The sequence below is a fragment of the Trichococcus flocculiformis genome (assembly GCF_963662535.1).
Taxonomy (GTDB): domain Bacteria; phylum Bacillota; class Bacilli; order Lactobacillales; family Aerococcaceae; genus Trichococcus; species Trichococcus flocculiformis.
Genome location: NZ_OY759718.1, coordinates 2,102,548 through 2,129,085, shown reverse-complemented (window position 1 = coordinate 2,129,085; position 26,538 = coordinate 2,102,548). Strand labels below are relative to the sequence as shown.

Annotated in this window: 20 protein-coding genes and 1 other annotated feature; of the genes, 13 read left to right on the top strand and 7 right to left on the bottom strand. The window is 45.7% G+C overall.

The window, feature by feature from the left end:
• Nucleotides 1-334: 334 nt before the first annotated feature.
• The 3 genes from ACKPCD_RS10210 to ACKPCD_RS10200 all read left to right on the top strand — a co-directional run bounded on the left by ACKPCD_RS10210 (nt 335) and on the right by ACKPCD_RS10200 (nt 4,687).
• A complete protein-coding gene (locus ACKPCD_RS10210) occupies nt 335-1,711 on the top strand; it encodes a 6-phospho-beta-glucosidase (protein ID WP_321433105.1) in 1,377 nt (458 codons plus the stop codon).
• Between the two features lie 87 nt (nt 1,712-1,798).
• Nucleotides 1,799-2,040 (top strand) — a binding site (T-box leader).
• A 58-nt stretch (nt 2,041-2,098) separates the two neighbouring features.
• Nucleotides 2,099-3,127: a 3-deoxy-7-phosphoheptulonate synthase gene (locus ACKPCD_RS10205; protein ID WP_288926063.1), complete on the top strand. Its 1,029-nt coding sequence runs from the start codon at nt 2,099-2,101 to the stop codon at nt 3,125-3,127.
• Between the two features lie 636 nt (nt 3,128-3,763).
• A complete protein-coding gene (locus tag ACKPCD_RS10200) occupies nt 3,764-4,687 on the top strand; it encodes an ROK family protein (protein WP_321433104.1) in 924 nt (307 codons plus the stop codon).
• A 105-nt stretch (nt 4,688-4,792) separates the two neighbouring features.
• Here the strand turns inward: ACKPCD_RS10200 and ACKPCD_RS10195 are convergent, their stop codons facing one another.
• Together ACKPCD_RS10195 and ACKPCD_RS10190 are read right to left on the bottom strand one after the other, a co-directional pair.
• Nucleotides 4,793-6,985, bottom strand: coding sequence for an alpha-galactosidase (locus ACKPCD_RS10195; protein WP_321433103.1), 2,193 nt, complete (start codon nt 6,983-6,985; stop codon nt 4,793-4,795).
• Nucleotides 6,982-7,842 carry an AraC family transcriptional regulator gene (locus ACKPCD_RS10190; RefSeq protein ID WP_086988751.1) on the bottom strand — a complete coding sequence of 287 codons (861 nt, stop codon included), beginning with the start codon at nt 7,840-7,842 and terminating at the stop codon, nt 6,982-6,984. The genes ACKPCD_RS10195 and ACKPCD_RS10190 overlap by 4 nt, the downstream gene beginning before the upstream one ends.
• Before the next feature lie 149 nt (nt 7,843-7,991).
• On the opposite strand from ACKPCD_RS10190, the gene ACKPCD_RS10185 reads away from it, so the two are divergent.
• The 5 genes from ACKPCD_RS10185 to ACKPCD_RS10165 all read left to right on the top strand — a co-directional run bounded on the left by ACKPCD_RS10185 (nt 7,992) and on the right by ACKPCD_RS10165 (nt 13,326).
• Complete coding sequence (locus ACKPCD_RS10185) at nt 7,992-9,356, top strand: glycoside hydrolase family 32 protein (protein WP_321433102.1); 1,365 nt, start codon at nt 7,992-7,994, stop codon at nt 9,354-9,356.
• Nucleotides 9,356-10,741, top strand: a complete 1,386-nt coding sequence (locus tag ACKPCD_RS10180; RefSeq protein WP_321433101.1) for a PTS transporter subunit EIIC — start codon at nt 9,356-9,358, stop codon at nt 10,739-10,741. Before ACKPCD_RS10185 ends, ACKPCD_RS10180 begins: the two co-directional genes overlap by 1 nt.
• A 215-nt stretch (nt 10,742-10,956) precedes the next feature.
• Nucleotides 10,957-11,403, top strand: a complete 447-nt coding sequence (locus tag ACKPCD_RS10175) for a MerR family transcriptional regulator (protein WP_321434559.1) — start codon at nt 10,957-10,959, stop codon at nt 11,401-11,403.
• Nucleotides 11,404-11,457: 54 nt separating this feature from the next.
• Nucleotides 11,458-12,309 carry an aldo/keto reductase gene (locus ACKPCD_RS10170; RefSeq protein ID WP_321433100.1) on the top strand — a complete coding sequence of 284 codons (852 nt, stop codon included), beginning with the start codon at nt 11,458-11,460 and terminating at the stop codon, nt 12,307-12,309.
• A 126-nt stretch (nt 12,310-12,435) separates the two neighbouring features.
• Nucleotides 12,436-13,326, top strand: a complete 891-nt coding sequence (locus ACKPCD_RS10165; protein ID WP_321433099.1) for an alpha/beta hydrolase — start codon at nt 12,436-12,438, stop codon at nt 13,324-13,326.
• Between the two features lie 90 nt (nt 13,327-13,416).
• Here ACKPCD_RS10165 and ACKPCD_RS10160 read toward each other — a convergent pair whose 3' ends face one another.
• Together ACKPCD_RS10160 and ACKPCD_RS10155 are read right to left on the bottom strand one after the other, a co-directional pair.
• Nucleotides 13,417-13,935, bottom strand: a complete 519-nt coding sequence (locus ACKPCD_RS10160) for a CarD family transcriptional regulator (protein WP_177187499.1) — start codon at nt 13,933-13,935, stop codon at nt 13,417-13,419.
• A gap of 364 nt (nt 13,936-14,299) precedes the next feature.
• Entirely contained in the window at nt 14,300-15,757 is a 1,458-nt protein-coding gene (locus ACKPCD_RS10155) for a glycoside hydrolase family 1 protein (protein ID WP_407702671.1), read from the bottom strand.
• A gap of 212 nt (nt 15,758-15,969) precedes the next feature.
• Here ACKPCD_RS10155 and ACKPCD_RS10150 point away from each other — a divergent pair, with 212 nt between their 5' ends.
• Nucleotides 15,970-18,192 (top strand): alpha-galactosidase, encoded by a 2,223-nt coding sequence (locus ACKPCD_RS10150; RefSeq protein WP_321433098.1) that lies wholly within the window; start codon nt 15,970-15,972, stop codon nt 18,190-18,192.
• A 15-nt stretch (nt 18,193-18,207) separates the two neighbouring features.
• Here the strand turns inward: ACKPCD_RS10150 and ACKPCD_RS10145 are convergent, their stop codons facing one another.
• On the bottom strand, nt 18,208-19,071 hold the full coding sequence (locus ACKPCD_RS10145) for an AraC family ligand binding domain-containing protein (RefSeq protein WP_321433097.1): 864 nt from the start codon (nt 19,069-19,071) through the stop codon (nt 18,208-18,210).
• A gap of 116 nt (nt 19,072-19,187) precedes the next feature.
• Between ACKPCD_RS10145 and ACKPCD_RS10140 the strand changes: the two genes are divergently transcribed.
• Nucleotides 19,188-19,838: a YczE/YyaS/YitT family protein gene (locus ACKPCD_RS10140; RefSeq protein WP_321433096.1), complete on the top strand. Its 651-nt coding sequence runs from the start codon at nt 19,188-19,190 to the stop codon at nt 19,836-19,838.
• Between the two features lie 113 nt (nt 19,839-19,951).
• Here the strand turns inward: ACKPCD_RS10140 and ACKPCD_RS10135 are convergent, their stop codons facing one another.
• Together ACKPCD_RS10135 and ACKPCD_RS10130 are read right to left on the bottom strand one after the other, a co-directional pair.
• Nucleotides 19,952-20,575 (bottom strand): DUF1349 domain-containing protein, encoded by a 624-nt coding sequence (locus ACKPCD_RS10135; protein WP_276642046.1) that lies wholly within the window; start codon nt 20,573-20,575, stop codon nt 19,952-19,954.
• Between the two features lie 269 nt (nt 20,576-20,844).
• On the bottom strand, nt 20,845-22,257 hold the full coding sequence (locus ACKPCD_RS10130) for an IS4 family transposase (RefSeq protein WP_321433095.1): 1,413 nt from the start codon (nt 22,255-22,257) through the stop codon (nt 20,845-20,847).
• 455 nt (nt 22,258-22,712) lie between these two features.
• Between ACKPCD_RS10130 and ACKPCD_RS10125 the strand changes: the two genes are divergently transcribed.
• The 3 genes from ACKPCD_RS10125 (at nt 22,713) to ACKPCD_RS10115 (ending at nt 26,521) form a co-directional block, all read left to right on the top strand.
• Nucleotides 22,713-23,696, top strand: a complete 984-nt coding sequence (locus tag ACKPCD_RS10125; RefSeq protein ID WP_276642047.1) for an AraC family transcriptional regulator — start codon at nt 22,713-22,715, stop codon at nt 23,694-23,696.
• A 90-nt stretch (nt 23,697-23,786) separates the two neighbouring features.
• On the top strand, nt 23,787-25,136 hold the full coding sequence (locus ACKPCD_RS10120) for a PTS sugar transporter subunit IIC (RefSeq protein ID WP_321433094.1): 1,350 nt from the start codon (nt 23,787-23,789) through the stop codon (nt 25,134-25,136).
• Nucleotides 25,137-25,138: 2 nt separating this feature from the next.
• Complete coding sequence (locus tag ACKPCD_RS10115) at nt 25,139-26,521, top strand: glycoside hydrolase family 1 protein (RefSeq protein WP_276642052.1); 1,383 nt, start codon at nt 25,139-25,141, stop codon at nt 26,519-26,521.
• Nucleotides 26,522-26,538 lie beyond the last annotated feature (17 nt).

Genomic DNA, 26,538 nt, shown 5'->3' with positions numbered 1-26,538 from the left:
GTTGCGGACCGATTTCCTAAATTGTCATGACTCTTGCGATTTTAATCGCTTAGAGGCATGATACACTTGACCGATTAGGTCACAGTGTTTCCTTAATCAGGGCTAAACGAACCCGTTCAGCCTTTCTTTCTATTTACAAAAATTATAAATTAATGTAAATGACATGTAAACGATATTATGCTCAAAAAAGGTCAAAAAGCGAAAAAGATTTGAATATTTAGGCGGATTTTGCGTGAATTTTGTAAAAAGGTTTTGAAGTGTACCCAGAACCCTTGTTATCGGTATTTACATGATGGATAATAACCTTGTAAACGAAACGAGGAGGAATATACATATGACAAAAGGCGTTAAAATTGTAACAATCGGCGGAGGAAGCAGCTACACACCTGAATTAATGGAAGGTTTCATTAAACGTTACGATGAACTGCCTATCCGCGAAATCTGGTTAGTGGATATCGAAGCAGGGAAAGAAAAATTAGAAATCGTGGGTACAATGGCGCAACGTATGTGGGATGCTTCCCCTTACGACGTGAAGATCCATATGACTTTGGACCGCAGAGAAGCTTTGAAGGATGCTGACTTCGTAACGACGCAATTCCGTGTCGGTTTACTGAATGCTCGCGTCAAAGATGAGCGCATTCCTTTCTCCTATGGCATGCTGGGGCAAGAAACGAACGGCGCTGGCGGTATGTTCAAAGCGTTCCGTACAATCCCTGTCATTCTGGAAATTGTTGAAGACATGAAAGAACTTTGCCCGAATGCTTGGTTGGTCAACTTCACAAATCCGAGCGGCATGGTAACAGAAGCAGTCGTCCGCTACGGCAAATGGGACAGAGTAATGGGCTTGTGCAACGTTCCGGTTATGGCTACCATGACTGAGCCGAAAGCATTAGGCGTTGAAAAAGAGGATCTGATTTACAAATTTGCCGGATTGAACCACTTCCACTGGCATAAAGTCGCTGACAAAAAAGGCAATGATGTTACTTACAAAGTGATCGATGCCATGTTCGACAAAGATGCGGGCCTTCCGAAAAACATCCATGATATTCCGTTCTACAGAGAACAATTGGAACAAATGGGCATGATCCCATGCGGCTACCACCGTTACTACTACCGCGAAGAAGAAATGCTGGAACACGGTCTGGAAGAGTTCAATGGCGTAGGCACGCGTGCGCAACAAGTGAAAGAGACAGAAGCTGAATTGTTCGAATTATACAAAGATCCGAACTTGGATCACAAACCGGAACAATTGCAAAAACGTGGCGGAGCGTACTACTCCGATGCTGCCTGTGAGACAATCGCAGCCATCTACGCCAACAAAGACACGCAAATCGTTGTATCGACCAAAAACAATGGCGCTGTTCCTGACCTGCCAGCTGACTGCGTAGTCGAAGTAACAGCTTACGTTGGTGCACAAGGCGCTCGTAACGTTGCTTTCGGTGAATTGCCGACTGCTGAAAAAGGCTGGTTGCAAGTGATGAAAGCGATGGAGTTGTTGACGATCGAAGCGGCTGTAACAGGCGACTACGGTACAGCATTGCAAGCATTCACAATCAACCCGTTGATCCGTTCAGGCGAAACGGCAATCAAAATCATGAACGAATTGTTCATCGCACACAAAAAACACTTGCCGCAATTCGCTGAAACGATCGAACGCTTGGAAGCTGAAGGCGTGACTGTTAAAGACGAAATCGCAAGAGACTTGGACTAATTACGACAAGAAAACCCTATCATTCACTTTTTTTCAAAAAACCATTTGACATTTCCTTGAAAAATGAGTATATTCTGAGAAACAACATAAAAAGTGATGATAAGAAGTAGTACGTTATTGAGCTGACCAGAAAGGTGCCGGTCGATGCGAGGCACACATGCGAGATAGCCGAATTCATCTTTGAACTTCGCACTGAATCAAGTAGGCTGCGACGGGTGATAGCGTTCGTTATTTCGCTAGGGTATTATAATGTACCTATCGAGGTAGACTTGCGCGAGTGGTCTATGAACAAAGGTGGTAACACGAGTCTATACGGCTTCGTCCTTTCCAATGAAAATTTGGAATGGACGAAGCTTTTTTTGTTGAAGAGAAAATGGAGGGATTACTATGAGTTTCAAAGCATTGAGTGAAAAAATCGATTTTGAATTAGTCAAAGAATTATCCAAGCTGACGCCTGAGCAAGCAGCGATGAAGGCAGCACGCGATAAAGAGTTGCACGACATCATTGAAGGCAAAGACGATCGCATCCTTTTGGTCATCGGACCTTGTTCCGCCCACGATGAAGAGGCGGTAATGGAATATGTGCGTCGTTTGGCGAAATTGCAGGAACAAGTCAAAGACAAAGTGTTCATGGTTCCCCGTATCTACACAAACAAACCGCGTACGACCGGCGATGGCTACAAAGGGTTGTTGCATAAACAAGATCCTACCGGCAAGAGCAACCTGATCCAAGGAATCGCTGCTGTGCGCAGCCTGCACAACCGCGTCATCACAGAAACAGGCCTGACGACAGCCGACGAAATGCTGTACCCTGAAAACCTGGATTTTGTTGATGATCTTGTCAGCTACCACGCAATCGGCGCGCGCTCCGTTGAGGACCAACAGCACCGTTTCGTTGCCAGCGGAATCGATCACCCGGCCGGCATGAAAAACCCGACCAGCGGCAACCTGAAAGTGTTGTTCAATTCCGTTTACGCTGCCCAACAAAAACAAAAATTCATCCACAACGGCGTGGAAGTCCAGTCCAGCTCCAATCCGTTGGCGCACGTTGTCTTGCGCGGCGGCACGAACGATTACGGCGAAAACATCCCGAACTACCATTACGAAGATCTTGTCAAAGTCGTGAAAGCATACGAAGGCGGCGATTACAAAAACCCGTTCATCATGATCGACACGAACCATGACAACTCCGGCAAAAAGCACATGGAACAAATCCGCATCGTCAAAGAAACGATGTTCAACCGTTCTTGGAACGATGACATCAAAAAACTTGCGCGCGGCTTCATGATCGAGAGCTACCTAGTAGGCGGCCGTCAAGAAGACGACGGAACAGTCTTCGGCCAATCCATTACTGATCCATGCCTAGGCTGGGAAGATACAGAAGAATTGGTTAAATACATCGCGGATAACGCGTAAGAGCATAAATGTGGGGCCAGGAGAAATCCTGGCCTTTTTGTGTTTGCTGTTTCGAAGGTCGGCCCGCCGAAGGAAACCGTCAGCTCCGACGAGGGAATGTTGGCCGGAGGTGGTTGTATTTGAGGCGACTGTACTCCGGCGAAGCCGCTGGGGTCGGAGGTAATCATCTTGTGGGATGTTCTCCTCCGGAAGAAGAACAGCTAACCGGAGGAAACCATCAGCCCCGATGAGAAGTGCGCTCATCGGAGACCAGTAGTACGCCAGCTTGCAACCTCCGACGAGGGAATGTTGGCCGGAGGTGGTTGTATTTGAGGCGACTGTACTCCGGCGAAGCCGCTATGGTCGGAGGTAATCATTTTTTGGCTAATCTCCTCCGGCGAGAGAATTGCTCTCTGTCAGTGTCATCAGTGCGGTAAATGTGGCCTACATTTACGTCCCGTTGGCACTGACAGCGGTTTCGTTAATTTTCGTCTACCTCTATAAATTGGACAAAGAATATGATAATATTATAAAAGACTTAGATGAACGAAAACTGGAAAAATAATAGTGTTCAGGGTGAGGCGGGTTAACTCGCCGCGCCCTGATTTTTGTATTGAAGAGCGGATGTATTCATAAATGAGCGAAGGCGGGACTGACATGAAAAAAAACTATTTAAGCATCGACATCGGCGGCACGAACATCAAATTGGCCTTGATCGACCATTCCGGGCAGATCCAGTCCAAGAAGCAGGTGCGGACACCGCACGAATACAGTGAATTCATCGCGACATTGGAAAATGAAATCGAATTGGTGCAGGATGAGATTCGCGGAATCGCCTTCAGTTGCCCTGGGAAAGTCGATACGGATACGGGCCTGATTTCCTTCGGCGGAGCCTTGCCGTTTTTGGACGGCATTTCCTTCATCGAGGAATTTCAAGAGAAGTACCAAGTTCCCGTTTCCGTTATCAATGACGGGAAAGCGGCTGCTTTGTCCGAACTGTGGCTCGGCAACCTGAAAGGCATCGAGAACGGCCTGGCGCTTGTGCTCGGGACCGGCATCGGAGGAGGGCTGATACTTGAAGGCAAGCTCTATCAAGGCAAGAATTTCCAAGCCGGCGAATTGAGCTTCATGATGAAGCCGTCTGATAAGCCTAGTTTCGATGATACGTACGGTAAGACGGGCTCGGCGGTCGGGCTAGTTAAAAGCGTGAATCGGGTGTTGGGGACAGAGGATCTGAAGGACGGGGCAGCTGCTTTCGAAGCGATCAACCAAAAAGACCCGAACGTCTATCCGATTTTCGAAGCCTTCGCCAGGGAAATCGCCTATATGATCTGCAACATCCAAGCCATCCTAGATCTCGAAAAGATCGTCATCGGCGGAGGGATCAGCGCGCAACCAATCGTAACCGAAGAAATCCGCAAACAATACCGCGCCATCCGCGCCGGGCTGCCTTTCGTGGAAATCACATTGACGGAAGTCGAAATCGACAGCTGCCGCTTCCTGAATGATGCAAACCTGTTGGGAGCCCTGTATCAGCTTTTGCTGAATGCGGATGAAGAACTGTCAATGCCATCTATCTGATTGGACACAACTAATCAATCTGGAATATAAAAAAATAGAAATAACCTCCAACGAGCAAGCAATACTGCTCTATGTGGAGGTTATTTTCATTTTTAAAACGTATTCTTAACACTTTTCAAAATCCAATCTCAAAGCTAGGTGGTCGCCGATCGGGTTCTCCAATGCAATGCCGCAATTAGCGAGCTCCGATCCGGAATACTGAGTCTGGCTGTTGACCTTGACGTAGTTTGCTTTCAGGTCAATAAAGGGAATCTTAATCAGAAAAGACAACTCTGATACGTCATATGTATTGCGGAAGAGGTAAACGATGATTTTATTCCTCGCCTCATCAGTGAACATCCAGGTACAGTGGTTGGTGTCGAAGGGTGATTCCAATCGATAAAATTCACTTGCCATCAAGAAGTCCCGATCTTCCTTGTAGCCTTCGACATGAGCTTTGACGACAGCTTTTTCGTGGTCGCTGAGCTGCATGATGTCCATCTCATAGCCCATATTCGTGGAGGAAGCGAGATGCTTCCGCGTTTCAAAATCTGTCACGCGTCCCGTTTGATGATTCGGTACGGATGAGACATGACCAGCCAAGGAATAAGGCGGAAACAGGTAGGAAGCGCCGTATTGGATCCGCTGTCTGTCCAAGCCATCGGTGTTATCGCTGGCCCAAGTTTGGGGCATGAAGTATAACATTCCCGGATCCAATCTTCCGCCGCCGCTTGAGCAATTCTCAAAAAGGACTTCAGGGAAAAGAGTCGTTATCGTATCGAGTATGCGGTAAAGCCCCAGCATGTAACGGTGCGAGTACTCGTTCGCGTGAGTTCGATTCGGTAAGTTGGAAGCCGGGTCAGTAATATGGCGGTTCATGTCCCATTTGATATAACTGACACCGAAATCTTCGATGCTTCGTGTCAGCAGGTCGATAATGAAAGTCTGAACTTCTGCGTTTGTAAGGTCCAGAATGTACTGGCTCCTTCCCAGCAAGGGTTCGTATTCCGCGGTGCGCATGACCCAATCCGGATGGCTCTTGACTAAATCGCTGTTTGGCGAAATCATTTCCGGCTCGAACCAGATGCCGAATTGCAGGCACTGTTCCTTTGCATAATCAACAAGTGGTTTGATGCCGTTCGGGAATTTGTTTGCATCTACTTGCCAGTCGCCAAGTGAAGTCTTGCTGCTGGTCCGTTCCCCGAACCACCCGTCGTCCAGCACAACAGTCTCAAAACCCATTTCCTTAGCTGAGTCGATCAGATCCTTCATTATTTTTTCTGAAACGTCGAAATAACTCATTTCCCAGCTGTTCACCAAGACAGGCCGCGGTTTCTTGGACCAGGTTTGTGGGATCAGATGCTTATTGAAAAATTGGTGGAATGCATTCGAATTTCCGTTGTAGCCTTTGTCGCTAAAGCTCAACACAGCTTGGGGGCTCTGAAAGGATTCACCGGGTCCAAGTTGCCATGCGAACGTATCCGGGTTCAAACCGATCTGCAGACGCAAATGATTGTACTGGTCTCTTTCAAGATTACTTAGATGGTTGCCGCTGTAGATCAAGGTCAGTGCGTGTACGTCACCGGAAAATTCTGTGGCATCCTTAGAAATCGAGAGATAAGGCGGGTATTGAGGCCCGCTTGCGCCGCGGTTGCTGCCGACAGAAAACTTCCCGTGGCTGATCTGTTGACGGTTCAATTGATATTCTTTTTGGTGTGTCCCATAAAAAGTGGTGCTCAACTGACCATCGTACCGCATATCAATTGAGGCACTGAACAGCTTTTCGATCATCACACTTGAACGGCTCTGGTTGATGATGTTGCTTGAACGGATGATGATGTCTGCATCCTCAAAAATCGTATAAAACAGCAACAAGCGAATGTTTGAAATGGAATCGACCAAATGGATGGTCAGTGTCTGCGCGTGTGATTCGGGGATGTCTCTTGCATGCGGAAAAGCAGTGAATTCAGGTGCCCCGTCTGAAATTTCGAATTTTTCATAGGCGAATCGGCTGACGGTATAGCCATTGCCCATTCTTATCTGGACGGAAGGTTCACGATAATCGCCTTGGTTAGGGAAACTCACTTCCAGTGGCACGTATTCAAGGGAAAATTCAGGACGCTCGGGAACAGTCATCGCTGCAAACGTCCGTTTTTTTAATGTCGGTTTATTCGATAGGGAATAGGATTCAATTCTTTTGCCCCAATGACGATGCGCCAAGTAGGTATCCTCAACGATCTCAAAGACATAGCTTATATTGTCGTTCATAAGGTGGAAGACTTGTCGTTGATTATCGTATAAAATCATCTGTTTGTTCATTTTTTGTAATCCTTTCGATATTGGGATGGTGACAGGCTTGTTTCTTTTCTGAAGAATTTTGAGAATGAAAGGGCATCGCTGAAACCTACGGAGCTGCCGATGATGTTGATGGGATCTTCCGTAGCTATCAGCAACTCTTTGGCTTTGTTGATCTTTAAATTTGTCAGGTATTTTTTTGGACTGATTCCCATTTCGGATTTGAAGACTCCCGCCAGATAGCTCGGATGAATGCCCGCAAAGGCAGCGATATCAGAAATATGGATATCGTCATGATAATGTAAATCCATATATCTCACTGCTTTCGATGAAACAGATGAGGAGTAGCTGGTGTTTGAATGTTTGATGCATTCTTCGAGCAAGGTTCCGATGATGTCATACATGATTCCGTTGATCTTTAAGAAAGAAGCGGTGCTGTCATCGCTGGACATTTCGATGATCTTCATTATTTTGGTTTCATACAATTCAGCATCCGCGCAGTCCAAAACAAAGTGTTCTTCAGTTGACTGCAAAAGCATTTGGACATAATTATGCGATTGGATACCCAAAAAGCCTATCCAGGAATATTTCCATGGCGAATCCATTGCGGCGGTATAAGTAGAAATTTCGCCTGCAGGGACAATAAAGAGTTGATTCTCATGAACCTCAAACTTTTTATCATTGATTTCCAGTGAGCCTTTGCCCTCCTTAACAAAATGAATAAAGTGATAATCTCTGCGCTTTGGTCCATAGCTGTACCCAGCTTCACAATATTCAATCCCACTGTTGTAAAGAATGAAATCCGAGATGCTCTTTTTTGAAAAATCTGTGAACTTATCGGTGTACTCTCTGATATTTTTATCCATGGTTTCATTATACATACATCTCTCCCGATGGCTATCTTGATATTAGAATTTTCCATATACCTCTGTATTTTTTCCATATTCTATTCGGGACAAGCTCTGGTATTATGTATCTAACAAGGACGAATGAAAGCGCATAATTTCAGTTTGTTAATTTGATTAGAGGAGTGATTATCATTAAGGAAAATCCATATCGGAATCTCTTTCATCTGGAACCTGATCGAGGACTCTTGAACGATCCGAATGGGCTTGTTCAATTTCAAGGGAGATATTATTTTTTCCATCAATGGAATAGGTTTGGTTTGGATCACGGCTACAAGGAATGGGGAGCATTTGTTTCATCGAATTTGAATAACTGGGAGCATTTGGGTTCAGCACTGCTGCCCGACAGCAAGGAAGATAGCGAGGGCGTTTATTCCGGAAGCGCGATTGAACATGACAATAAACTGTATGTTTTTTATACTGGCAACACAAAGAACAATGGAACACGCAAAAGCTATCAAAGAATGGCCTGCTCCTCAAATGGCTGTACGTTCACCAAGAGCGAAAAGGTAATTGAAACACCAAAAGGTTTTACAGAGCATCACAGAGACCCAAAAGTATGGCAATCAGATGGAAAGTGGTGGATGATTGTAGGAGCGCAGACAATTGATCAAGTTGGTGCCGTCAATTTGTTCAGCGCAACTGATTTAGGCGAATGGGAATATGAAGGGGTGTTCTACTCGGCGCAAACGCTGGATCAAATGTGCGAATGTCCGGATTACTTCCAATTGGACGATGCTGAAATTTTGGTGGTCTGTCCCCAGAAAAGGACTTCGATAGCAGATGGGAATGAAAATATTTCCAGCTATGCGGGCTATATTGTGGGAACATTTGAAAAAAGAGATAAGCGTTTTCGTCCAGAGAGCGATATTATTTTGTTGGATGATGGGTTTGATTTTTACGCTCCACAGTCTTTTGTCGATGAAAAAAACAGAAGAATTGTGGTGGGATGGATGTCCCGGATGGATGAAGCAGAAGAACTGGCTTGTCCAACTGCAGCTTTCAATTACTTGCATTGCCTTACGATCCCAAGGGAATTATTTTGGGAAAACGATCGTCTTTATCAACGGCCGTTGGAAGAATTAAAAATGCTGAGGAAGAAACGAAATAGGTTAACCGAAAGCAGTGCTGCTCTTCTTTCTGACAGCGGGGCTTATGAGCTGCATATACAACTCGTGAATCAAATAACTCCTTTAGAAGTATCCATGAATAACGGAAACACTGTCATCCATTATGATGGCAGATCAAAATTGGTCATTAGTCGCATCAACTGGGTTTCCGGCCAACGTGAACAAAAGGAATTGCACGTTCCCGAACTATTTGAAATTCAAATATTCAACGATACGTCAGCTATGGAAATTTTTATGAATAAAGGTGAAAAAGTATTCTCCATGCGTTACTTTTGTGAAGAAGAACAGCGCGATATTTCTTATAAGGGTCTACAAGAAAACGGCTCAATCGATTATTATTCGTATCAGGAGGAAGTCTAATGAACAACAAAGAACTTGCAGAAAAAATATTGGCACTTGTTGGGGGAAGAAAGAATGTGAAGTCGGTTGAGCATTGTGCAACGAGACTTCGCATCATAACAAACGACAAAGAGGCAATCGATGTAGAAGGGATCGAGTCCCTCGAAAAAGTCAAAGGCAGTTTCTATAATTCGGGTCAATATCAGATCATCCTGGGGACCGGGCTTGTGAACAAGGTCTACGACGAATTTGCGCCTTTAGTTGAAAATACCGGAAGTCAGGCGTCAGCTGATTCGCAAGAAGATCAAAAAATGACTCTTCAAGGCGCTATTCGGATTTTTGGCGATGTGTTCGTGCCGATCATCCCTGTATTGGTAGCGACAGGATTATTTATGGGGCTCAGAGGATTAGTGACACAGGAAGCAATCCTGGGACTTATCGGCTTAACCCCAAGCGATATTCCGCAGCAATTTTTATTGTTCACACAAATTTTGACGGATACAGCTTTTGCTTTCCTGCCTGCTTTGGTGGCCTGGTCGACGTTCAGAATATTCGGCGGAACGCCCATATTGGGGATCGTTCTCGGTTTGATGTTAGTCAGTTCCGTACTGCCGAATGCTTATGAGGTAGGACAACAAGCAGCTGAGCCTCTGGTGTTTTTCGGTTTCATAAAAGTTGTCGGCTATCAGGGATCCGTATTGCCGGCTTTTGTCACGGGCATCATCGGTTCAAAAATTGAACGTGCTTTAAAACGGAAAATTCCGGATTCTTTGGACTTGATTCTCACTCCATTTTTGACGTTGCTTCTTGGATTGATTATTGCGCTGTTCTTCATTGGCCCGATATTCCATGAAGTTGAATTGGGTGTATTGCATGTAGTAGAAGCCTTGTTGACACTACCTTTCGGAATTGGCGGATTGATATACGGAAGCTTCGGACAATTGCTCGGCATTTTCGGTATCCATCATATTCTGAATTTTCTGGAAATAAATATGTTGAGTCAAACTGGCTGGAACATGCTTAATCCTATCGGAACTTGCGGAAATATTGCGCAGGCTGGCGCGGTCTTGGCAGTAGCGATCAAAACTACTTCCCCAAGAATCAAACAGATTGCTTATCCTTCAGCTTTTTCAGCCGCACTAGGGATTACAGAACCAGCTGTTTTCGGTGTGACGTTGCGATTGGTAAGGCCGTTTGTGATGTCGATGATCGGTGGTGGTGTGGGTGGTTTCTTGGCTTCACTATTGAATCTGCGCGCAACCGGAATGGCATTGACTGGCATCCCTGGAACCTTGCTATATTTGAATGAACAATTGCCTTACTATATACTTGTAAATCTGGTAGCATTCAGCGTCTCCTTCGCATTAACTTGGTTCTTTGGCTACAAGAAAGACGATACGTTCTAAAAAAAGTTTATTGATGGCTGAAAAGTGAAAATAACCCCTGCTTCTGATTGTACGCTTGATGCGTGTACAATTTGAGGCGGGGATTTTTTTTGGAATGATTTGCAGCGGGATTGAGAATGTTGCCTGCTGGTCCTTCAATCACGCGATTTGACCTGAAGTGCACTCCATGGTTTATAATGGATGCATAGACAAAGTACAAGAGAGAAGTGAAGATGATGAACAGTAAAGAAGTAGCGCTGATGTTCGACCTGCCGATCGATACGATCAGATATTATGAACGGGTGGGTGTGATTCCGCCGATAACGCGCGACAAAAATGGCTACCGCATCTACGCGAAACGGGACCTCAATTGGATTTTTCTGGCAAAGAGTTTGCGCAAAGCAGGCTTGTCGATCGAGTCGCTGATCGAGTTCGCAACCTTGGCGCAATCGAAGGAGAATGTGCGGGCAGCCCAAAAAAAGATTCTGCAGGATCAGTTGACGGAAATCAATGTCAAATTGGAGGAGATGGTGCGGGCGAGGGATCTGCTGGAGTACAAAATTGAGACGTTTGATGATCATGTCGCTAAAATCAATGCCGGCGAACTGAGTGATGACGAGGTCGAAGAACTTTGGACAATGAAGCATTTCAAAAAACAAGAAATACCGCTTGCTGTGGAGTGAACTCCATAGTTTAGACTGAGCATTGTAGTAAATATTCCAATTGGAGGTTATGATATGCAAACAGTAAAATTAAACAACGGTGTAGAGATTCCAGTTTTAGGCTTCGGTACTTTTCAGATCACCGATCCTGTTGAGGCAGAACAATCCGTCATTGCAGCAATCAAAGCGGGCTATCGCCATATCGATACAGCCCAGTCTTACATGAATGAGGAAGCTGTCGGACGCGGCATCGCAAATTCCGGCGTGCCGCGCGAAGAACTTTTTGTGACGACCAAAGTTTGGGTGGAAAATGTTTCCTATGAAGGTGTGAAGGCTTCATTCGAGCGCTCTCTCAAGCGTTTGGGGCTGGATTACGTCGATATGCTTTTGATACACCAACCATACAGTGATGTCCATGGAGCTTGGAGAGCAATGGAGGAATTGCAGGAACAAGGCAAAGTGCGCGCAATCGGTGTTTCCAACTTCGCCGTTGACCGTGCGGTGGATTTGGCAACCTTCAACAAAGTCGCACCGCAGATGAACCAGATTGAAATCAATCCGTTTCACCAACGCATCGAGGTCATCGCTGCGTTGAATGAGGAAGGCATCATGCCTGAAGCTTGGGCTCCTTTTGCGGAAGGCAAAAATGACATCTTCAACAACGAAGTGCTGGTCGCCATCGGGAAAAAATACAACAAATCAGTGGCGCAAGTCATCACCCGCTGGTTGGTGGAGCAGGACATCGTTGTCTTGGCAAAATCGACCAAACCGGAACGGATGGCTGAAAACCTGGATGTGTTCGACTTCGCTTTGACGGATGAAGACAAAGCGCAGATCGCGACTCTTGATGAGGGCGAAAGCCAATTCTTCTCGCATGCCGATCCTAAGATCATCAAATGGTTGGCGGAAAGAAAAATGGGCGTTTAAAAGAAAATCAGAAGGCAACGCCAGTTGTAAACATAAAATCATACACATGTGGAAGCGGCTGATTCAATTTAGCCGCTTTTCTTGTTCAATAGGGAGCACATTTCAAGGCAGAAAGGATGACCAGCGATGACAATAGGAACTTCATACCTCACCAGAAACGATACGCTCGGAACAATGGTTGCTAACCCGGCTTTCCGTGGATTCGGCCACTTGCTGCTGCCGTGGAACGACAGGGCGGATTTTGATCTGCCGTTATCGAGGATCGCCAGGCTTTTGCCGTATCACAGCCAGGTGGATGTGGATACAGTCGTGCAGGCGCTCAATCGGATGATCGCTGCCGTGGATGCGGGCGAACAAATTTTCTTTGATATTTATTCGGAAGAAGAGAAAGCCAAGGATCCTGAAAAAAGGCAGACCGGCTTGTTCTGCTTTCGCGGCAAAGCCGGATCGCCTTTTGCAGTGATCGCTCCCGGAGGCGGCTTTGCTTATGTCGGGTCCGTCCATGAAGGTTTCCCGTTTGCCGCGAAAATCGCCGAGCATGGTTATCATGCGTTTGTGCTCCGCTACCGTCTGGGGAACCGGAAGGCAACCGAAGACATGGCTGCGGCCATCGATTTCATCGAAGGGCATGCAGCCGAGTTGGGTATCGATAGACAGAACTATTCGCTCTGGGGCGGTTCAGCCGGAGCCCGCATCGTTGCCAACATCAGTGCTAATGGTGCGCGTGCTTATGGAGGGGGAACAGTCATTAGGCCGCGAGCAGTGGTTATGGCCTACACCGGGCATGCGGGCTATTCGGAAAATGATGCGCCGACTTTCAGCATCGTCGGTGCGAACGACTACATTGGCGACCCGGAAGTCATGCGCAGAAGAGCGCAGAAAATGAAAGGGCTAGGGATACCGGTCGCTTTCAATGTGGTTGCAGGATTGGGGCATGGCTTCGGACTGGGCACCGGCACGAAGGCTGAAGGCTGGATCGATGAGGCGGTCCGTTTTTGGGAAAAACAAATGGAATAGGGCACGTGCGTGTACGTGTGCAAAGAGACGAATGCGAGAGAAAAAAACAGAAATCCTTTATCCGGATTTCTGTTTTTCATTTAAAGTGTTTTATTTGATTAAGCTTAGTTCAATTGCCGCCACTTTTTCTTCGACATAAGCTTTTACGTCGTTTTTTGGCATCTCAAGCACGACCGCGAATTCACCGTAAAGCATATCTTCTGCTTTTTTCATGTAGCGTCTGTCGGTTTCGGAGACTTTTTTATTCTTTGTGGCTGCGATCTGGTTCTTGAGGTAAACTGTTTTGATCACTTGGATCAGGTACTTGCAATCATGCCGTTCCATGGCTTTATCATAATGATCGGAAAGAAGATTTGCGCTGCTGTATAAGACATCCGTTTCGATTGACGGAATTTGTTCGATGATTTCTTGCGCGTCATCAGCCGATATAACGGGACGCATAAATACTTTCGTATCAACGGGTGTGAATACTGTTCCGTTACGATACAGTGGCTTCAAAACATAATATAGACGATCATTTGCGACAGCAGTGACATTCATAACTTCGATCGCTTCGACTTTGCAGACCCCTTCGTTACCATACACTATCAAATCATTTACTTTGTACATTTTTTCCTCCATATCTTTTCCAAAAGCAACAAAAAAAGCGTGCAGATTTTTGACAACAGGACTTACGTTCGTCAAAACAACACGTTGTATACATATTATACCAAATATTGACTGTTTTTGTAAGGGGTGATTTCAAATAAAGTTTTTGATACATGGCTTTCATTGTAAAATGTCGTTCAAAAAGAAAATAAGAGGAAATCCACGATCACGTTTTGCTCACAGATTTGTTCGAAAAAAGCGGACCGGAATTCCCAGTGAGGGTCCGTTCACCGGGAAATAGATGACAAAGTACAGCAAAATACCCGATGAAACCCTCTCCATCGGGTATTTTGCGCTATTCTATGATTTTTGGAATGAGGGACTGTCACTCGAAAAGCGTTTTTCCGTCGCTTGCGATGACGTCCTTGTACCAGAAGTAGCTATCCTTCTTGTAGCGCTTAAGGGAAGGTTCGACGGCTTCTTCGTACTGGTCGACATAGACGAAGCCGTAGCGTTTTTGGTACCCGTTCAGCCAGCTGAGCAGATCGGTGAACGACCATGTGCAGTAGGCGAGCACTTCCGAGCCTTCTTCGATCGCCAGTTTGATTTCCTTGAGGTGTTCCGACAGATAGGCGATCCGGTAAGGGTCATGGATGCTGCCGTCCTCCTCGAGTGTGTCGAAAGCGCCGAGGCCGTTTTCGGAAATGATGATCGGCAAGTCATAGCGGCTCGTGATGTCGCGGCAGCCGACACGGATGCCGATCGGATCGATGGTCCAATCCCAATCGGTCGTCGGCAGATTCGTATTCAGCGGATTTTTGTACAAGCCAGGAACGCCCGGAACAGTCATCGATCCTTTTTCGCCGGTCGTGTTGAACACGCCGCTGCTATCAACGCCGTCCAACGGGTTGTACTCGACCGTATCGCTGCGGTAATAGTTGACGCCCATGAAGTCGACGTGCTTGGCCGCTTCCGCCAACAATTTCGCATCGCCCGGCTCTAATTCAGGTGCCACGCCTTTAGTCTGGAGATACTTCATGGCTGCTTTCGGATAGCGCCCATGCGCGTAAACATCCATCCACCAATAGTTTTTCAGATCGTCGTAATCCATCTTTGCTACAACATTTTCCGGCTTGCAGTCGATGGCGTAGCTCGGATGCAGCGCGAAGCTCGCACCAATCATGCCGTCCGGAACCAGATCCTGGAAGGCGAGCACGGCCTCGGCATGCGCCAAGAACACGTTATGGTTGACCTGGTAATAGAGTTTTTCTTCGCCGCTCATTTTCGGCGGATGCTGCGCCGTCAGCCAGCCCATCCGTGTGAAGATGTTCTGCTCGTTGATCGTGATCCAATATTTCACCTTGCTGCCGTACGCCTCGAACAAAGTCACAGCGTATTTCTTGAAGTCGGTAATGACTTCCCGACTTTCCCAACCGCGGTATTTTTCCTGCAGGAACTGCGGCAGATCCCAGTGATAGATCGTCACCATCGGCTCGATGCCGTTTTCGAGGCACAGATCGATCAGCTTGTGATAGAAATCCAAACCCTTTTGGTTCACCTCTTCCATGGAAGTCGGGAAAATCCGTGCCCAGGCGATGGAGAAACGATAGGTTTTCAGGCCCATTTCCGCCATCAAGCGGATATCTTCCTCCACGCGATGGTAATGGTCGACCGCGACATCCCCGTTTGTGTTTTTGAAGGTGGTGCCGGGTACTTTCACGAATTCATCCCAGATCGAAGGGCCTTTGCCGGCCTCGTTCCATGCGCCTTCCACTTGATAAGCTGCTGAAGCGCTACCCCAGAGAAAATCCTTCGGGAAAGCATTCTTGTTTGCTTGCATCATAGTTTTGAACACTCCTTTTTCTGCATGATCCATTCCAAATGCTATTTCCACTCTATTTTAACATGCTTAATGTAGAAAACGCATGGCATAAGGTAGCGTTTGCAGTAATTCAGTTTATTTCCAACATTTTGACTGATTAAACAGACGCTATCCTCTCCGGTTCTTGCGAAAAAGGGGTTACAATCCAGTTACACCATAAAGGAGGCGATTCCATGCCAATTCATATTCATCAACAAGGGAAATTATTTCATCTGACCAATCAGAAAATCAGCTACATCATACAGGTACTGGAGGATGGCAGTCTGGGGAATCTATATTTCGGAAAAAAGGTAGCCGACAGGACGGATTTCAGCCATCTGATCGAATCGGCGTATCGCCCGAACACAGCCTATGCCAGCCAAAAGGACTACTCCTTTTCGAGGGAGCATACACGCCAGGAATTTCCGGTCTACGGGACGACTGATTTCCGCCATCCGGCCATCAGCGTGCTGCACGAGAACGGCAGCCGCGTGTCCGCTTTCCAAGTGAAAGGACACGCGGTCCATTCGGGTAAGAAAACGCTTGTCGGATTGCCGGCCACCTATGTCGAATCTCCGGAAGAGGCGACTACTTTGGAAATCACTTTGGAGGATTCCTTGGCAGGGGTGGTCGTCGTGCTGAGCTACACACTCTATGAAGATCGTCCTGTCGTGACGAGATCCGTGTGTGTGCGGAATGATGGACAGAAAAATGTGCAGCTGGAACGTTTGCTGAGCATGAACCTGGATCTGCCCGATGCTGAATACGAATTGCTGCAGTTGTCGGGCGCTTGGGGACGGGAACGCCATCCGTACTTCCGTCGATTGGTTCCGGGCATCCAAAGTGTCGAAAGTGCAAGAGGATCATCCAGCCACTACCAAAATCCGTTCATTGCTTTGAAAAGACCGGATGCCACTGAACAAACCGGAGAGGTCCTGGGATTCAGTTTCGTGTATTCCGGTAATTTCTTGGCGCAGGTGGAAGTGGATACCTACAATGTTGCGCGCGTCAGTATGGGAATCAATCCGTTCGGCTTTGACTGGTTGCTCGAACCAGGGGAAACTTTCCAGGCACCGGAAGTCGTGATGGTGCACAGCGGGAATGGTTTGAACGGCATGAGCCAAACTTTCCACAGCCTCTACCGCCAACGGTTGGCAAGAGGGACGTGGCGCGATAAGGAACGTCCGATTTTGATCAATAACTGGGAAGCGACCGGGATGGATTTCACGGAACAGCAATTGCTGGATTTTGCCGAAACAGCTTATCAAGACGGGGTGGAACTGTTCGTTCTGGATGATGGCTGGTTCGGTGGCCGACGTCATGAACAAGCTGGGCTGGGAGATTGGTTCGTCAACAGGGAACTGCTGCCGGAGGGGATTGACGGTTTGGCTGAAAAAATTGAAGCGATCGGCTTGCAGTTCGGGCTATGGTTCGAGCCGGAAATGGTGAACGCGGATAGTGATCTTTTCCGGGCCCATCCGGATTGGATCATCCATACACCTGGAAGACCGGTTTCCCACGGGCGCCACCAATATGTCCTTGATTTCACCCGCTCTGAAGTAGTCGATCATATTTACGCCATGATTTCCAAGATATTGCGCCAAGCCAAAATTTCTTATGTGAAATGGGATATGAACCGCTGCATCACTGAGGCTTATTCACCTAGCCTTCCTTCCGGGAGACAGGGTGAGGTGTTCCATCGTTACATGGTCGGCGTCTATGACCTGTATGAACGTCTGACATCCGAGTTTCCGGAAATTCTTTTTGAATTTTGCGCTTCCGGGGGAGGGCGCTTTGATCCTGGGATGATCTATTATTCTCCGCAAGGGTGGACCAGTGATGATACGGATGCAGTTGAGCGATTGAAAATCCAGTACGGCACTTCTTTTGTTTACCCCTTGAGTTCGATGGGAGCACATGTTTCCGCAGCTCCTAACGAACAGCTTCACCGTTACACACCATTGGAGACGCGCGGGAATGTTTCGGCATTCGGTTCATTCGGGTATGAATTGGATATGAACAAGCTGACGCAACAGGAAAGGGCAATCGTCAAGGAACAGATCACGTTCATCAAGAAGTATAGAAAAATCATCCATAGCGGCACTTTCTACCGTCTCATGAGCCCTTTTGACGGAAACTATTGTGCATGGATGGTTGTTTCCGAAGATAAACGGACGGTGCTGGTGGGCCAATATAAAGTTCTGAATGAGGTCAATGCGCCTTTCAGAAGGCTGCAATTGATCGGATTGGATCCTTCGACCGAGTACGTCGACATTGCCGATGGGAAGGGCTATTACGGGGATGAACTGATGCATATTGGCTTGGTGACAAGTGATGCTTCCTGCGGTCAGGTTCTCGATGGAAGAAAACCCTCTTGTGACTTCGATTCGAAAATTTATATATTCGAAGCAAAATAAAAACACGGTGCATCGTCAGAAACGATGCGCCGTTTTTTCGTTGTATTGCTCCCGCTTTTCGTATTCCGCCTTTCTGTAGGTGGTCGGTGTGACTGAGTACTTTCTTTTGAAAGCTTTGGAAAAGACCAGGGTATCGCGATAGCCGCTGTATTCTGCGATTTCATCGATCGAAAAATTCTTCAAACCTAAGAGTTCCGCAGCCCTTGTCAGACGATGATCCGTCAAATATTGCTGCAGCGTCACACCCATCTCCTGCTTGAAAATGCTGGAAAGATAGCTACGGTTCAAACACAATGCTTCCGCAAGGCTCTGAATGGTCATCGGTGTGGCATAATAGCTCCTGATGTAGGCGATCGCTTCCCGGATGTGCGGGTTCCTTAGCTGACCTCTGGTGATGGAGTGTTCCGTTGTCTGTTTAAACAAGGCCAAAAATTCATACAGTCGGGCCGAAAGCATCAATTCGGAAAAAAGAGAAACTTGATCCTCGGAAAAGGATTCTTCTATGATTTGGATGATGCGTTCCGTATTTTCGGTTTGGAAAACCGGATGGTGGCCCGAACACCCCAGTGCATCCAGGTAGAACCCGGCGAGATCACCCTCGAATCCGATCCAATAGTAGCTCCATGGGTCTTCTTTGTCGGCTTGATAAAAAGTTCTGGTATCCGGCGGAATAATGAAACCTTGGCCTGCCGTCACTTCATAGGACTCATTATCCAGCTGATAGCGGCCTTTGCCTTTCGTCACGATATGGATGATGTAATTGGGCCGGACTGCCGGCCCGAAACTGTAAAGCGACTCGCAGAGCGCTTTTCCGGAGAAAAGAATCTTGAGGTCTTTTTGATTGTTGAAAAAGTAAGATTTGAAATAAGAAGTTTCCATCATTACCTCCTAACATTTTGACTGCATTTTAGAACATTATAATCTATAGGATGCGTTTCCAGCAACCTATAATTAAATGGGTTAAGCGCGAACCGACAACGAGAGGGGTTATTACAATGAACGTACCATCTATAGAAAGAAAGAGCAACATACTGTTTCGGGGTGGCATCACGTTTCTCGGAGCAAGTCTCATCAGTTGTGGCATAGCTTGGATGCGTTTCAGCGGAATGGGTACAGATCCGTTTGTGACGATGAATATCGGCATCAGTGAATTTATTGGAATGGACTTCGGAACGATACAGATGCTGGCAAATATTGCGGTTCTGTTGGTGATGCTTCGGTTCCGGCCGAGGTTGATCCATTTAGGGACGGTATTGGGAATCTTCTTCGTTGGCTATTTTTCGGACTTTTTGTTGGGAATGTTGCAGAATCTGCCCGACACGCTGACGATGCGCATGCTGGGATTGCTCATCGGGCTCATCGCGTGTTGTTTCGGGGTGGCCGTCTACATGACTGCCGATATGGGCATTGCTCCTTATGACGCCTTGGGAATCATTCTGCTGGAAAAATTGCCTCTCCGATTAACTTACCGGGAAATCAGGATTATGACGGACCTCAGTTGTGTTGCAGTTGGCTTGATCTTGGGTGCCAAAATCGGTATCGGAACAATCATCACAGCCTTTTTCACCGGTCCCTTGATCAACTATTTCAAGAAGAAAGTGGAACCGTTTTTGACATTTGCGCAGTTTCAAAAAACAGCCAGTTAGCATATATTCAAAAAGAGAGGCTCCCATCATTTGGTGGGAGAGCCTCTCTTTTTGAACGATTGTTGCGCCTCAAACTATTCACAATAATCTGATTATCAAATTGAAATTTCTCTCTATACATTTCCATCTGAGGCTTGCCCATCATGAGCCAGCCATTTGCAATCTGTTATCTCCATATTTGTAAATGTTGCTTTAAACGATGAATTTTCTGGACTACAAGCATAGATACCAAATTGAATGGCGCCATTACCTTTCCACATATGGAATATCCGCATCTGACTATAATGAATTCCATCGATCGATGATTCTATACAATAATCATCCTCTCTCCGACTAAATCTATACCACATAGATTTAATCGATGCATCAATAACTGTCGTAGCCCAATCAGAATAGCCACTATTCGTAACAACACTTCCTAAATGTTGAAAATCTTCATTTTCATATTCAATAGAGCATTTAAACCAATTTTCGCTATCTAAATACATAACAACTCCACATTGGTCAAAACGATGATTGCTTTCAAATTCAGTTTTTACTATAAAGGAAAAGTATTTTTCATCCGTATTAATTTGCAAAACAGGCGCATTATCATTCCTAAAATTGTAATAGGTTCTTTGCCATAAGTCAGTATGAGGCTCTGTTACAATTTCTATTTTGTTTTCGGTAATACTATAGTTTTTAGGTTCCCTTATCCATTTTAAATCTTTACTATTAAATTCCGTATTTTTCCTCATCTATTAAACCTCCGTAACTGTTTATGCTGATATTATAACCTAAATCAATAATGGAAGGAGACATAAGTGTTCAGACACAAAGACAAAGAGGATAATGACAGTGAATAAAGCATTTCCGGAAACATGTCTATGGGGCGGTGCAACCGCCGCGAACCAATACGAGGGCGGTATGGATTTAGGATCAAAATAGCCGAATAGACGTTATCTCAACTTTCGCACACTAAAAAAGACCATATAGACTTGATACATCAACATTTCCAGCTATAATATTATACCGCTAAAGCACTTGGAAGCTGCTTTTCCGGTTGTGGGAATGCTCGTTTCAAGAAAGTTGGTAAATTATCGAAAACTCTATCCAGAAGGGACTCCACCATTTCTTCGGACAGGACAGGTTCTTCCGTCAGAGAAGCCTTCAGACAGTCAAATACCAATAGAATCGCCTCTGCAAAGCGAATGTCCTCCAGTTCATCACAACACAAGAAGAACAGCTGACCGATGGTCCTGGGATCTTGCTCTTCGCGTGTACGAAGGGCGAGCATGATGTAACGGGTGAAGACAATTGTCGTGTGGGCTACCATCGCATCGTAACTGCGGCACTGGAACTCTTTTCCTAGCGCCAGATGTGACTTTGCCACCTTGAAGAAACACTCGATATCCCAGCGTTTGCCATAGAGACGCACAATTTCTTCTTCAGGCAGATTGACATCCGTGGACAAGATTGCAAGCCAATTTTTGGAGCGATTTCGGTCACGCACGAAGACAATACGGGCCTGAATTTCTTTTTCATTATCGTCCAGTCCCAAGCTGACGACAACAGATGCGAGGATCTTGGCACGACCACGTTTTTTGCGCACAACTTGATACAACTGGGTCAGTGTATACTTTTGCCCTTCATACGTGTAGTAGACGCGGTGCATACGTTTCAGCATACAGACTACCTCGAGTGGATACTCCGAAACCACGCGCTTGATTACTTTTGGAAATGCGAACCAACTATCGAAAAGTAACGTTCGAGCGCAGAGTTGGAGCGGATTTATATCATCAAGCAAGTCGAACAGCGCTTCTGTTGACTTTTTGACGGCTTCCTTCCGACGCTTGTAACCCACGGTGCGCTTATCTATGGTCGGGTTGATTTCCTGGAAACGGTTCGATTGTTTTTCTGAGCTCAATAAAGAGAACGCAAGCGGCACGAAAGTGTTCCCATCCGACCAACCCAAAGTCAGCATGCGAAAGCCACGGACGAACTTCCCAGTGGTATGATCATGAACTAGCGCAAGCATCTCAACCGATTTACTGCGGGCACGGCTGTATAAGGAATCGTCCAAAATCAGGACGCGTTCGCGGTTTTCTGAGACAAGCGGGAGCAAGTTCTGGGTAATGACATTTTGACTCAGCAGCAACAGAAATTTGCGCCAATTATAGGTTGCGTTGTTGAGCAAGCGATAAACCGCATCCTTGGCAGGAGCCTCTGGCTCCCGTCCGGATTCCAATGTCCGATACAAATTTTTCTTTTGAAGGACCAATGAAAAGATGAACTGGACCAGCATTACTGGTGCAAGGCCTGATTCTTTCCGAATATTGGATTGATTCAGTAACGTTCCCAGTTTCTGATTGCGAAAAAATTGATGAACGGAAGAATTAAGTTCCTGATTGATTTGATTTTCTGGTAAAATAGTAGCCATAAGACATCCCTCTTTCGTATGTGTTGTGTGGTAACTACATTTTACCAAAGAGAGGTGTCTTTTTGTGTACATTTTTGATAGTTAAGTCTTTAGAACATCGTTATATCAAAGGATTAAACAGATTTTTTAACTGCGAAAGTTGAGACGTTATGTATTCGACAAACTCGGTCTGCAAAGGAGCCAGCTTGTCGAATGCTAGGCAGCATTCGACAATTTCGCCCAAAACTGGAATGAACTTGTCGAATGTTAGTCTGATATTCGGCAAGATCGACCCGAATCGGACCGATCAGAATGCCGGTGTTCTTTGTCTAACATTAAAATCCATATACCCGAAGTGGACACTCACTGATTTTGTTATACAATAAGGAAAACGACTATATAAAAACGGAATCTATAAAAGGTTCATTAGGCCATATGATTCCAGTAACACATATAATTAATGGAGAGTGCAGCTGATGAAAGTTGAGAATCTGGATACTTTTTTTGAAAACCGCCAAAAGATGGTTTCGTGGAAAGACATCAAGCATATCGCCTTGGATGACATGGAAGTCGTCGATGGGATAGAGATTTACCGTTTCCGCTTCAATATGGATCGCAAGCTTGATCAGGCAAATGATAGTCTAAATGTTTCGCAACAACCTTATGGATCGTTCGTGCCTTGGCATTTCCATGATTATATGGAAATCATGTATGTTTACAAAGGTTCTTGTAAAGTGTTGCTAATGGATGAAAGGATTTCTTTGAACGAAGGAAACCTCTTGATTATTGATAAGAGGACTTGTCATCGCGTGGAAGAAGTGAAAAAGGGCAATATCATTTTGAATTTGGTCATCAAAAAAAATTATTTGACCAAACATCTGTTGAATCGTCTGTCCAAGAACAGCCTGATTACACATTTTATGCTACAGTCAATTAAGAACAAGAAGTTTGAGAAGAGCTATCTGATGTTCCTGACCAAAAAGCAGGACGAACCGGTAAATCTGTTGGATCGGATTTTGTTGGAATATTATAATCTACGAGAGTTTTCTGAAGAAATCATCGATTCCTACATGGCATTGTTCTTCATCGAATTGATCCGAGGGCATTTTATCGAAAAAGTCACGAAACCTGAGAACAAAGCAGCAGACAAATATACGACCATCGATTTCATTCAGTACATAGAACGAAATTACCAGCACGACAGCCTGAACAATATGGCGGCGCATTTCAATTACCATCCGAATTACCTTTCCAACCGCTTGAAGAATGAAACCGGCAAGAGCTATATGGAATTGGTTCAGCTCCAAAAGATGGCCGTTGCCACCGTGTTCCTTTCGAGCACCAACTTATCGGTTGAAGAGATTGTTGCGGAAATAGGATATTCTTCCGTTTCGTTCTTTTACAAGAAGTTTAAGAACTTTCATGGCGAGACTCCACAGAAATTTCGAACGAATCTTTGAAAAGAGGAATTTCCTCTTTTTTTTTATGATTATTTTTAGTGAAAGCGCTTGTTATCATAAAGCTATCAAAAGACAGGAGGAATTATAATTATGAAACATTTTATCAATTTTATGGAAAACAGATTTATTCCAGTGGCTACAAAAATTTCCAATAATAAGGTCGTCCGGGCAGTTAGTGGCGGAAGCATGACCTTGATGTCGATCATCATCGTAGGTGCCATATTTTCTTTATTGAACACTATCAACATTCCTGTTTATCAGGAATTTCTGGCTGCTACAGGACTGTCAGCTCTCTTCGCCTTTGTACCAGGAGTGACGATCAACGCCATCGGACTTTACATGGTATTCTTTGTTGCATACCAAGGCTCTCTTATCTATGGTAAAAAGGATGGTGCTGTGAATACAGCTATATTAGCGCTTGTCAGTTTTTTGATACTAATTCCATTAACAGAAATTATGGAAGAGGGTGCATTCCAGCCAATCATTTATTTGAACACATCCTATATTGGTTCGAGAGGTGCTTTCACTGCAATCATCACTGGTCTGTTGGTGGCAAAAATCTATCAACTTGTAATCGATAAAAATTGGACGATCAAGATGGGTGAAGACGTGCCGCCGCAAGTTGCAAAAGCGTTTTTGGATATCATCCCTGCCTTCATTATCTTGAGTTTATTCGCTTTGGTGCGCTGGGGCTTCTCTTTCACCAGCTTTGGCTCTGCAACTGATTTCGTCTACTCTATTCTGCAGACACCATTACAGACTTTAACCAGTTCTGTACCGGCCTTCGTCATTTTAATTTTGGTCGCACAACTACTGTGGTTCTTCGGGATTCACGGTTCTTATACAATATTGCCAATCCTGATGCCGATTTGGATGGGATATATCCAAGACAACATTGCAGCTTACCAAGCAGGATTGCCGATTCCACATATCTTCAACATCGCTCTTTATGATTTAACCACGATTGGTGGAGCTGGTTCGACTCTGGGTTTTGTGATTGTCATGGCTCTTTTCGCGAAAAGCCAGCAGTACAAGAAGTTCTCAAAGTTGGTGTTATTGCCAGGCTTATTCAATATCAATGAACCGTTGATCTTCGGTATGCCGATCATTTTAAACCCTTTGGTCTTCGTACCTTTCGTTTTCACACCTATCATCATTCTTCTTTTAGGATATGCTGCGATTGTTATCGGCATAATGCCTGCGCCGACTGGCATGTTTATTCCGGCAAGCACGCCGATCGTTTTCTCTGGTTTGATGCAGGGCGGGTGGAAAATCGCAGTATTCCAAGTGTTTGCCGTTGCACTATCAGCAGGAATCTATTATCCATTCTTCAAATTGATGGATAAGCAAGCTTTGGCAAATGAACGTTCAGCAAGCGCGGACAGTATAGAAAATCAGGAAGTTTTCAGTATGAGTAATACAGAAAGCCAGGAAGCTTGATGATGAAAAATTCAGACTTGAAGAATTTTATGTTTGGCGTTTCCAGCTCGGCTTTCCAAATCGAAGGCGCTGCCCAAACAGGCGGCAAAGGACCTTCGACCGTAGATACCCGTTTTGTCAGACCGGGCATTGCCGACACAAGTGTCGCAAGTGATTTCTACCACCATTGGGAAGCGGACATCGAACTGCTGAGAGAATTAGGGGTAAAAGCCTACCGTTTCTCAATTTCCTGGACGAGGATATTCCCGGATGGCGAAGGCGAATTGAACCAGGAAGGTTTGGATTTCTATACAAAAATCATTGATCGCTTGCTCGAATACAAGATTGAGCCGGTCGTCACAATCTATCATTTCGACTTGCCACAAAAATTAGTGGACCAATATGGCGGATGGCTGGGAAGGGAGACGATTTACGCCTACGAACAATATGCCAAAACCTTATTTGAAGCATTCGGTGACAAAGTCAAGTATTGGATCAGCATTAATGAGCCTTTGATGGTGATGTTTTCGAAAGATTTCAATGGTATCCGCGACCATGAGGGAAAAGCTTATGAACGGGCCAACTATCAGATTATGTACCATATGGCGCTTGCCGAAAAATTGGCCTTCAAATGGTGCCATGAACTGGTTTCGGACGGGATGATTGGTCCGGCTTCGGCTTTCCAAAATATTTACCCGGCTTCTGCAGCCCCGGCTGATGTCGAGGCCGCGATGGCAGCGGAGGAAATATTGAGTTTCACTCTTTTGGATCTCTCGGTCCGCGGAAGCATCCCGGCTCGCATTGCGCACACACTCAAAAAACAAGCACTTTATCCCGAAACGCGTGAGGAAGATGTGCAGTTGCTGCAGTCGGAGAGTGCGGACTGGATTTGCTTCAACTATTATGCAAGTCTTTGCGCCGAGGCCTACTCGGGTAAGGATGACAGCAACATGCCGCAGTTCTTCCGATCCCAACAGTACCGGATTGTACCGAATCCGGTAGGCGCTAAATCAGAGTGGATGATCTTCGGAACGGATCCTACCGGGTTGAGGCTCTCCATCTACAAATTGTGGCAACGTTACAACCTGCCCCTGATGATTACGGAGAACGGTTATGCTAACAGCGATACACTGGAGGAAGATGGGCACATCCATGACGAAACCAGGATCGGCTACCTGAAGGAGCATCTTGACGAATGCTTCCAGGCAGTGGAAGAAGGCATCCCGCTATTGGGTTACTCGCCTTGGTCCTTCCTCGATTCCCTGAGCGGAAGGGAAGGGTTTGTGAAACGTTATGGTTTGGTTTACGTCGACCGAACAGACGAGGACCTGAAAGACCTGAAACGCTACAAGAAAGACAGTTTCTATTGGTATCAGAAATTGATCAGTGATTGCAATAAAAAATAAACACAAAAAGACCGAGA

Excerpts from the sequence above, each read along its gene's own strand:
- ACKPCD_RS10135 (WP_276642046.1), bottom strand. The coding sequence starts at position 20,575 with ATGAGGAAAAATACGGAATTTAATAGTAAAGATTTAAAATGGATAAGG.
- ACKPCD_RS10200 (WP_321433104.1), top strand. The coding sequence starts at position 3,764 with ATGAAAAAAAACTATTTAAGCATCGACATCGGCGGCACGAACATCAAA.
- ACKPCD_RS10170 (WP_321433100.1), top strand. The coding sequence starts at position 11,458 with ATGCAAACAGTAAAATTAAACAACGGTGTAGAGATTCCAGTTTTAGGC.
- ACKPCD_RS10165 (WP_321433099.1), top strand. The coding sequence starts at position 12,436 with ATGACAATAGGAACTTCATACCTCACCAGAAACGATACGCTCGGAACA.
- ACKPCD_RS10180 (WP_321433101.1), top strand. The coding sequence starts at position 9,356 with ATGAACAACAAAGAACTTGCAGAAAAAATATTGGCACTTGTTGGGGGA.
- ACKPCD_RS10130 (WP_321433095.1), bottom strand. The coding sequence starts at position 22,257 with ATGGCTACTATTTTACCAGAAAATCAAATCAATCAGGAACTTAATTCT.
- ACKPCD_RS10120 (WP_321433094.1), top strand. The coding sequence starts at position 23,787 with ATGAAACATTTTATCAATTTTATGGAAAACAGATTTATTCCAGTGGCT.
- ACKPCD_RS10140 (WP_321433096.1), top strand. The coding sequence starts at position 19,188 with ATGAACGTACCATCTATAGAAAGAAAGAGCAACATACTGTTTCGGGGT.
- ACKPCD_RS10195 (WP_321433103.1), bottom strand. The coding sequence starts at position 6,985 with ATGAACAAACAGATGATTTTATACGATAATCAACGACAAGTCTTCCAC.
- ACKPCD_RS10125 (WP_276642047.1), top strand. The coding sequence starts at position 22,713 with ATGAAAGTTGAGAATCTGGATACTTTTTTTGAAAACCGCCAAAAGATG.
- ACKPCD_RS10205 (WP_288926063.1), top strand. The coding sequence starts at position 2,099 with ATGAGTTTCAAAGCATTGAGTGAAAAAATCGATTTTGAATTAGTCAAA.
- ACKPCD_RS10155 (WP_407702671.1), bottom strand. The coding sequence starts at position 15,757 with ATGATGCAAGCAAACAAGAATGCTTTCCCGAAGGATTTTCTCTGGGGT.
- ACKPCD_RS10190 (WP_086988751.1), bottom strand. The coding sequence starts at position 7,842 with ATGTATAATGAAACCATGGATAAAAATATCAGAGAGTACACCGATAAG.
- ACKPCD_RS10115 (WP_276642052.1), top strand. The coding sequence starts at position 25,139 with ATGAAAAATTCAGACTTGAAGAATTTTATGTTTGGCGTTTCCAGCTCG.
- ACKPCD_RS10210 (WP_321433105.1), top strand. The coding sequence starts at position 335 with ATGACAAAAGGCGTTAAAATTGTAACAATCGGCGGAGGAAGCAGCTAC.
- ACKPCD_RS10175 (WP_321434559.1), top strand. The coding sequence starts at position 10,957 with ATGAACAGTAAAGAAGTAGCGCTGATGTTCGACCTGCCGATCGATACG.
- ACKPCD_RS10160 (WP_177187499.1), bottom strand. The coding sequence starts at position 13,935 with ATGTACAAAGTAAATGATTTGATAGTGTATGGTAACGAAGGGGTCTGC.
- ACKPCD_RS10150 (WP_321433098.1), top strand. The coding sequence starts at position 15,970 with ATGCCAATTCATATTCATCAACAAGGGAAATTATTTCATCTGACCAAT.
- ACKPCD_RS10145 (WP_321433097.1), bottom strand. The coding sequence starts at position 19,071 with ATGGAAACTTCTTATTTCAAATCTTACTTTTTCAACAATCAAAAAGAC.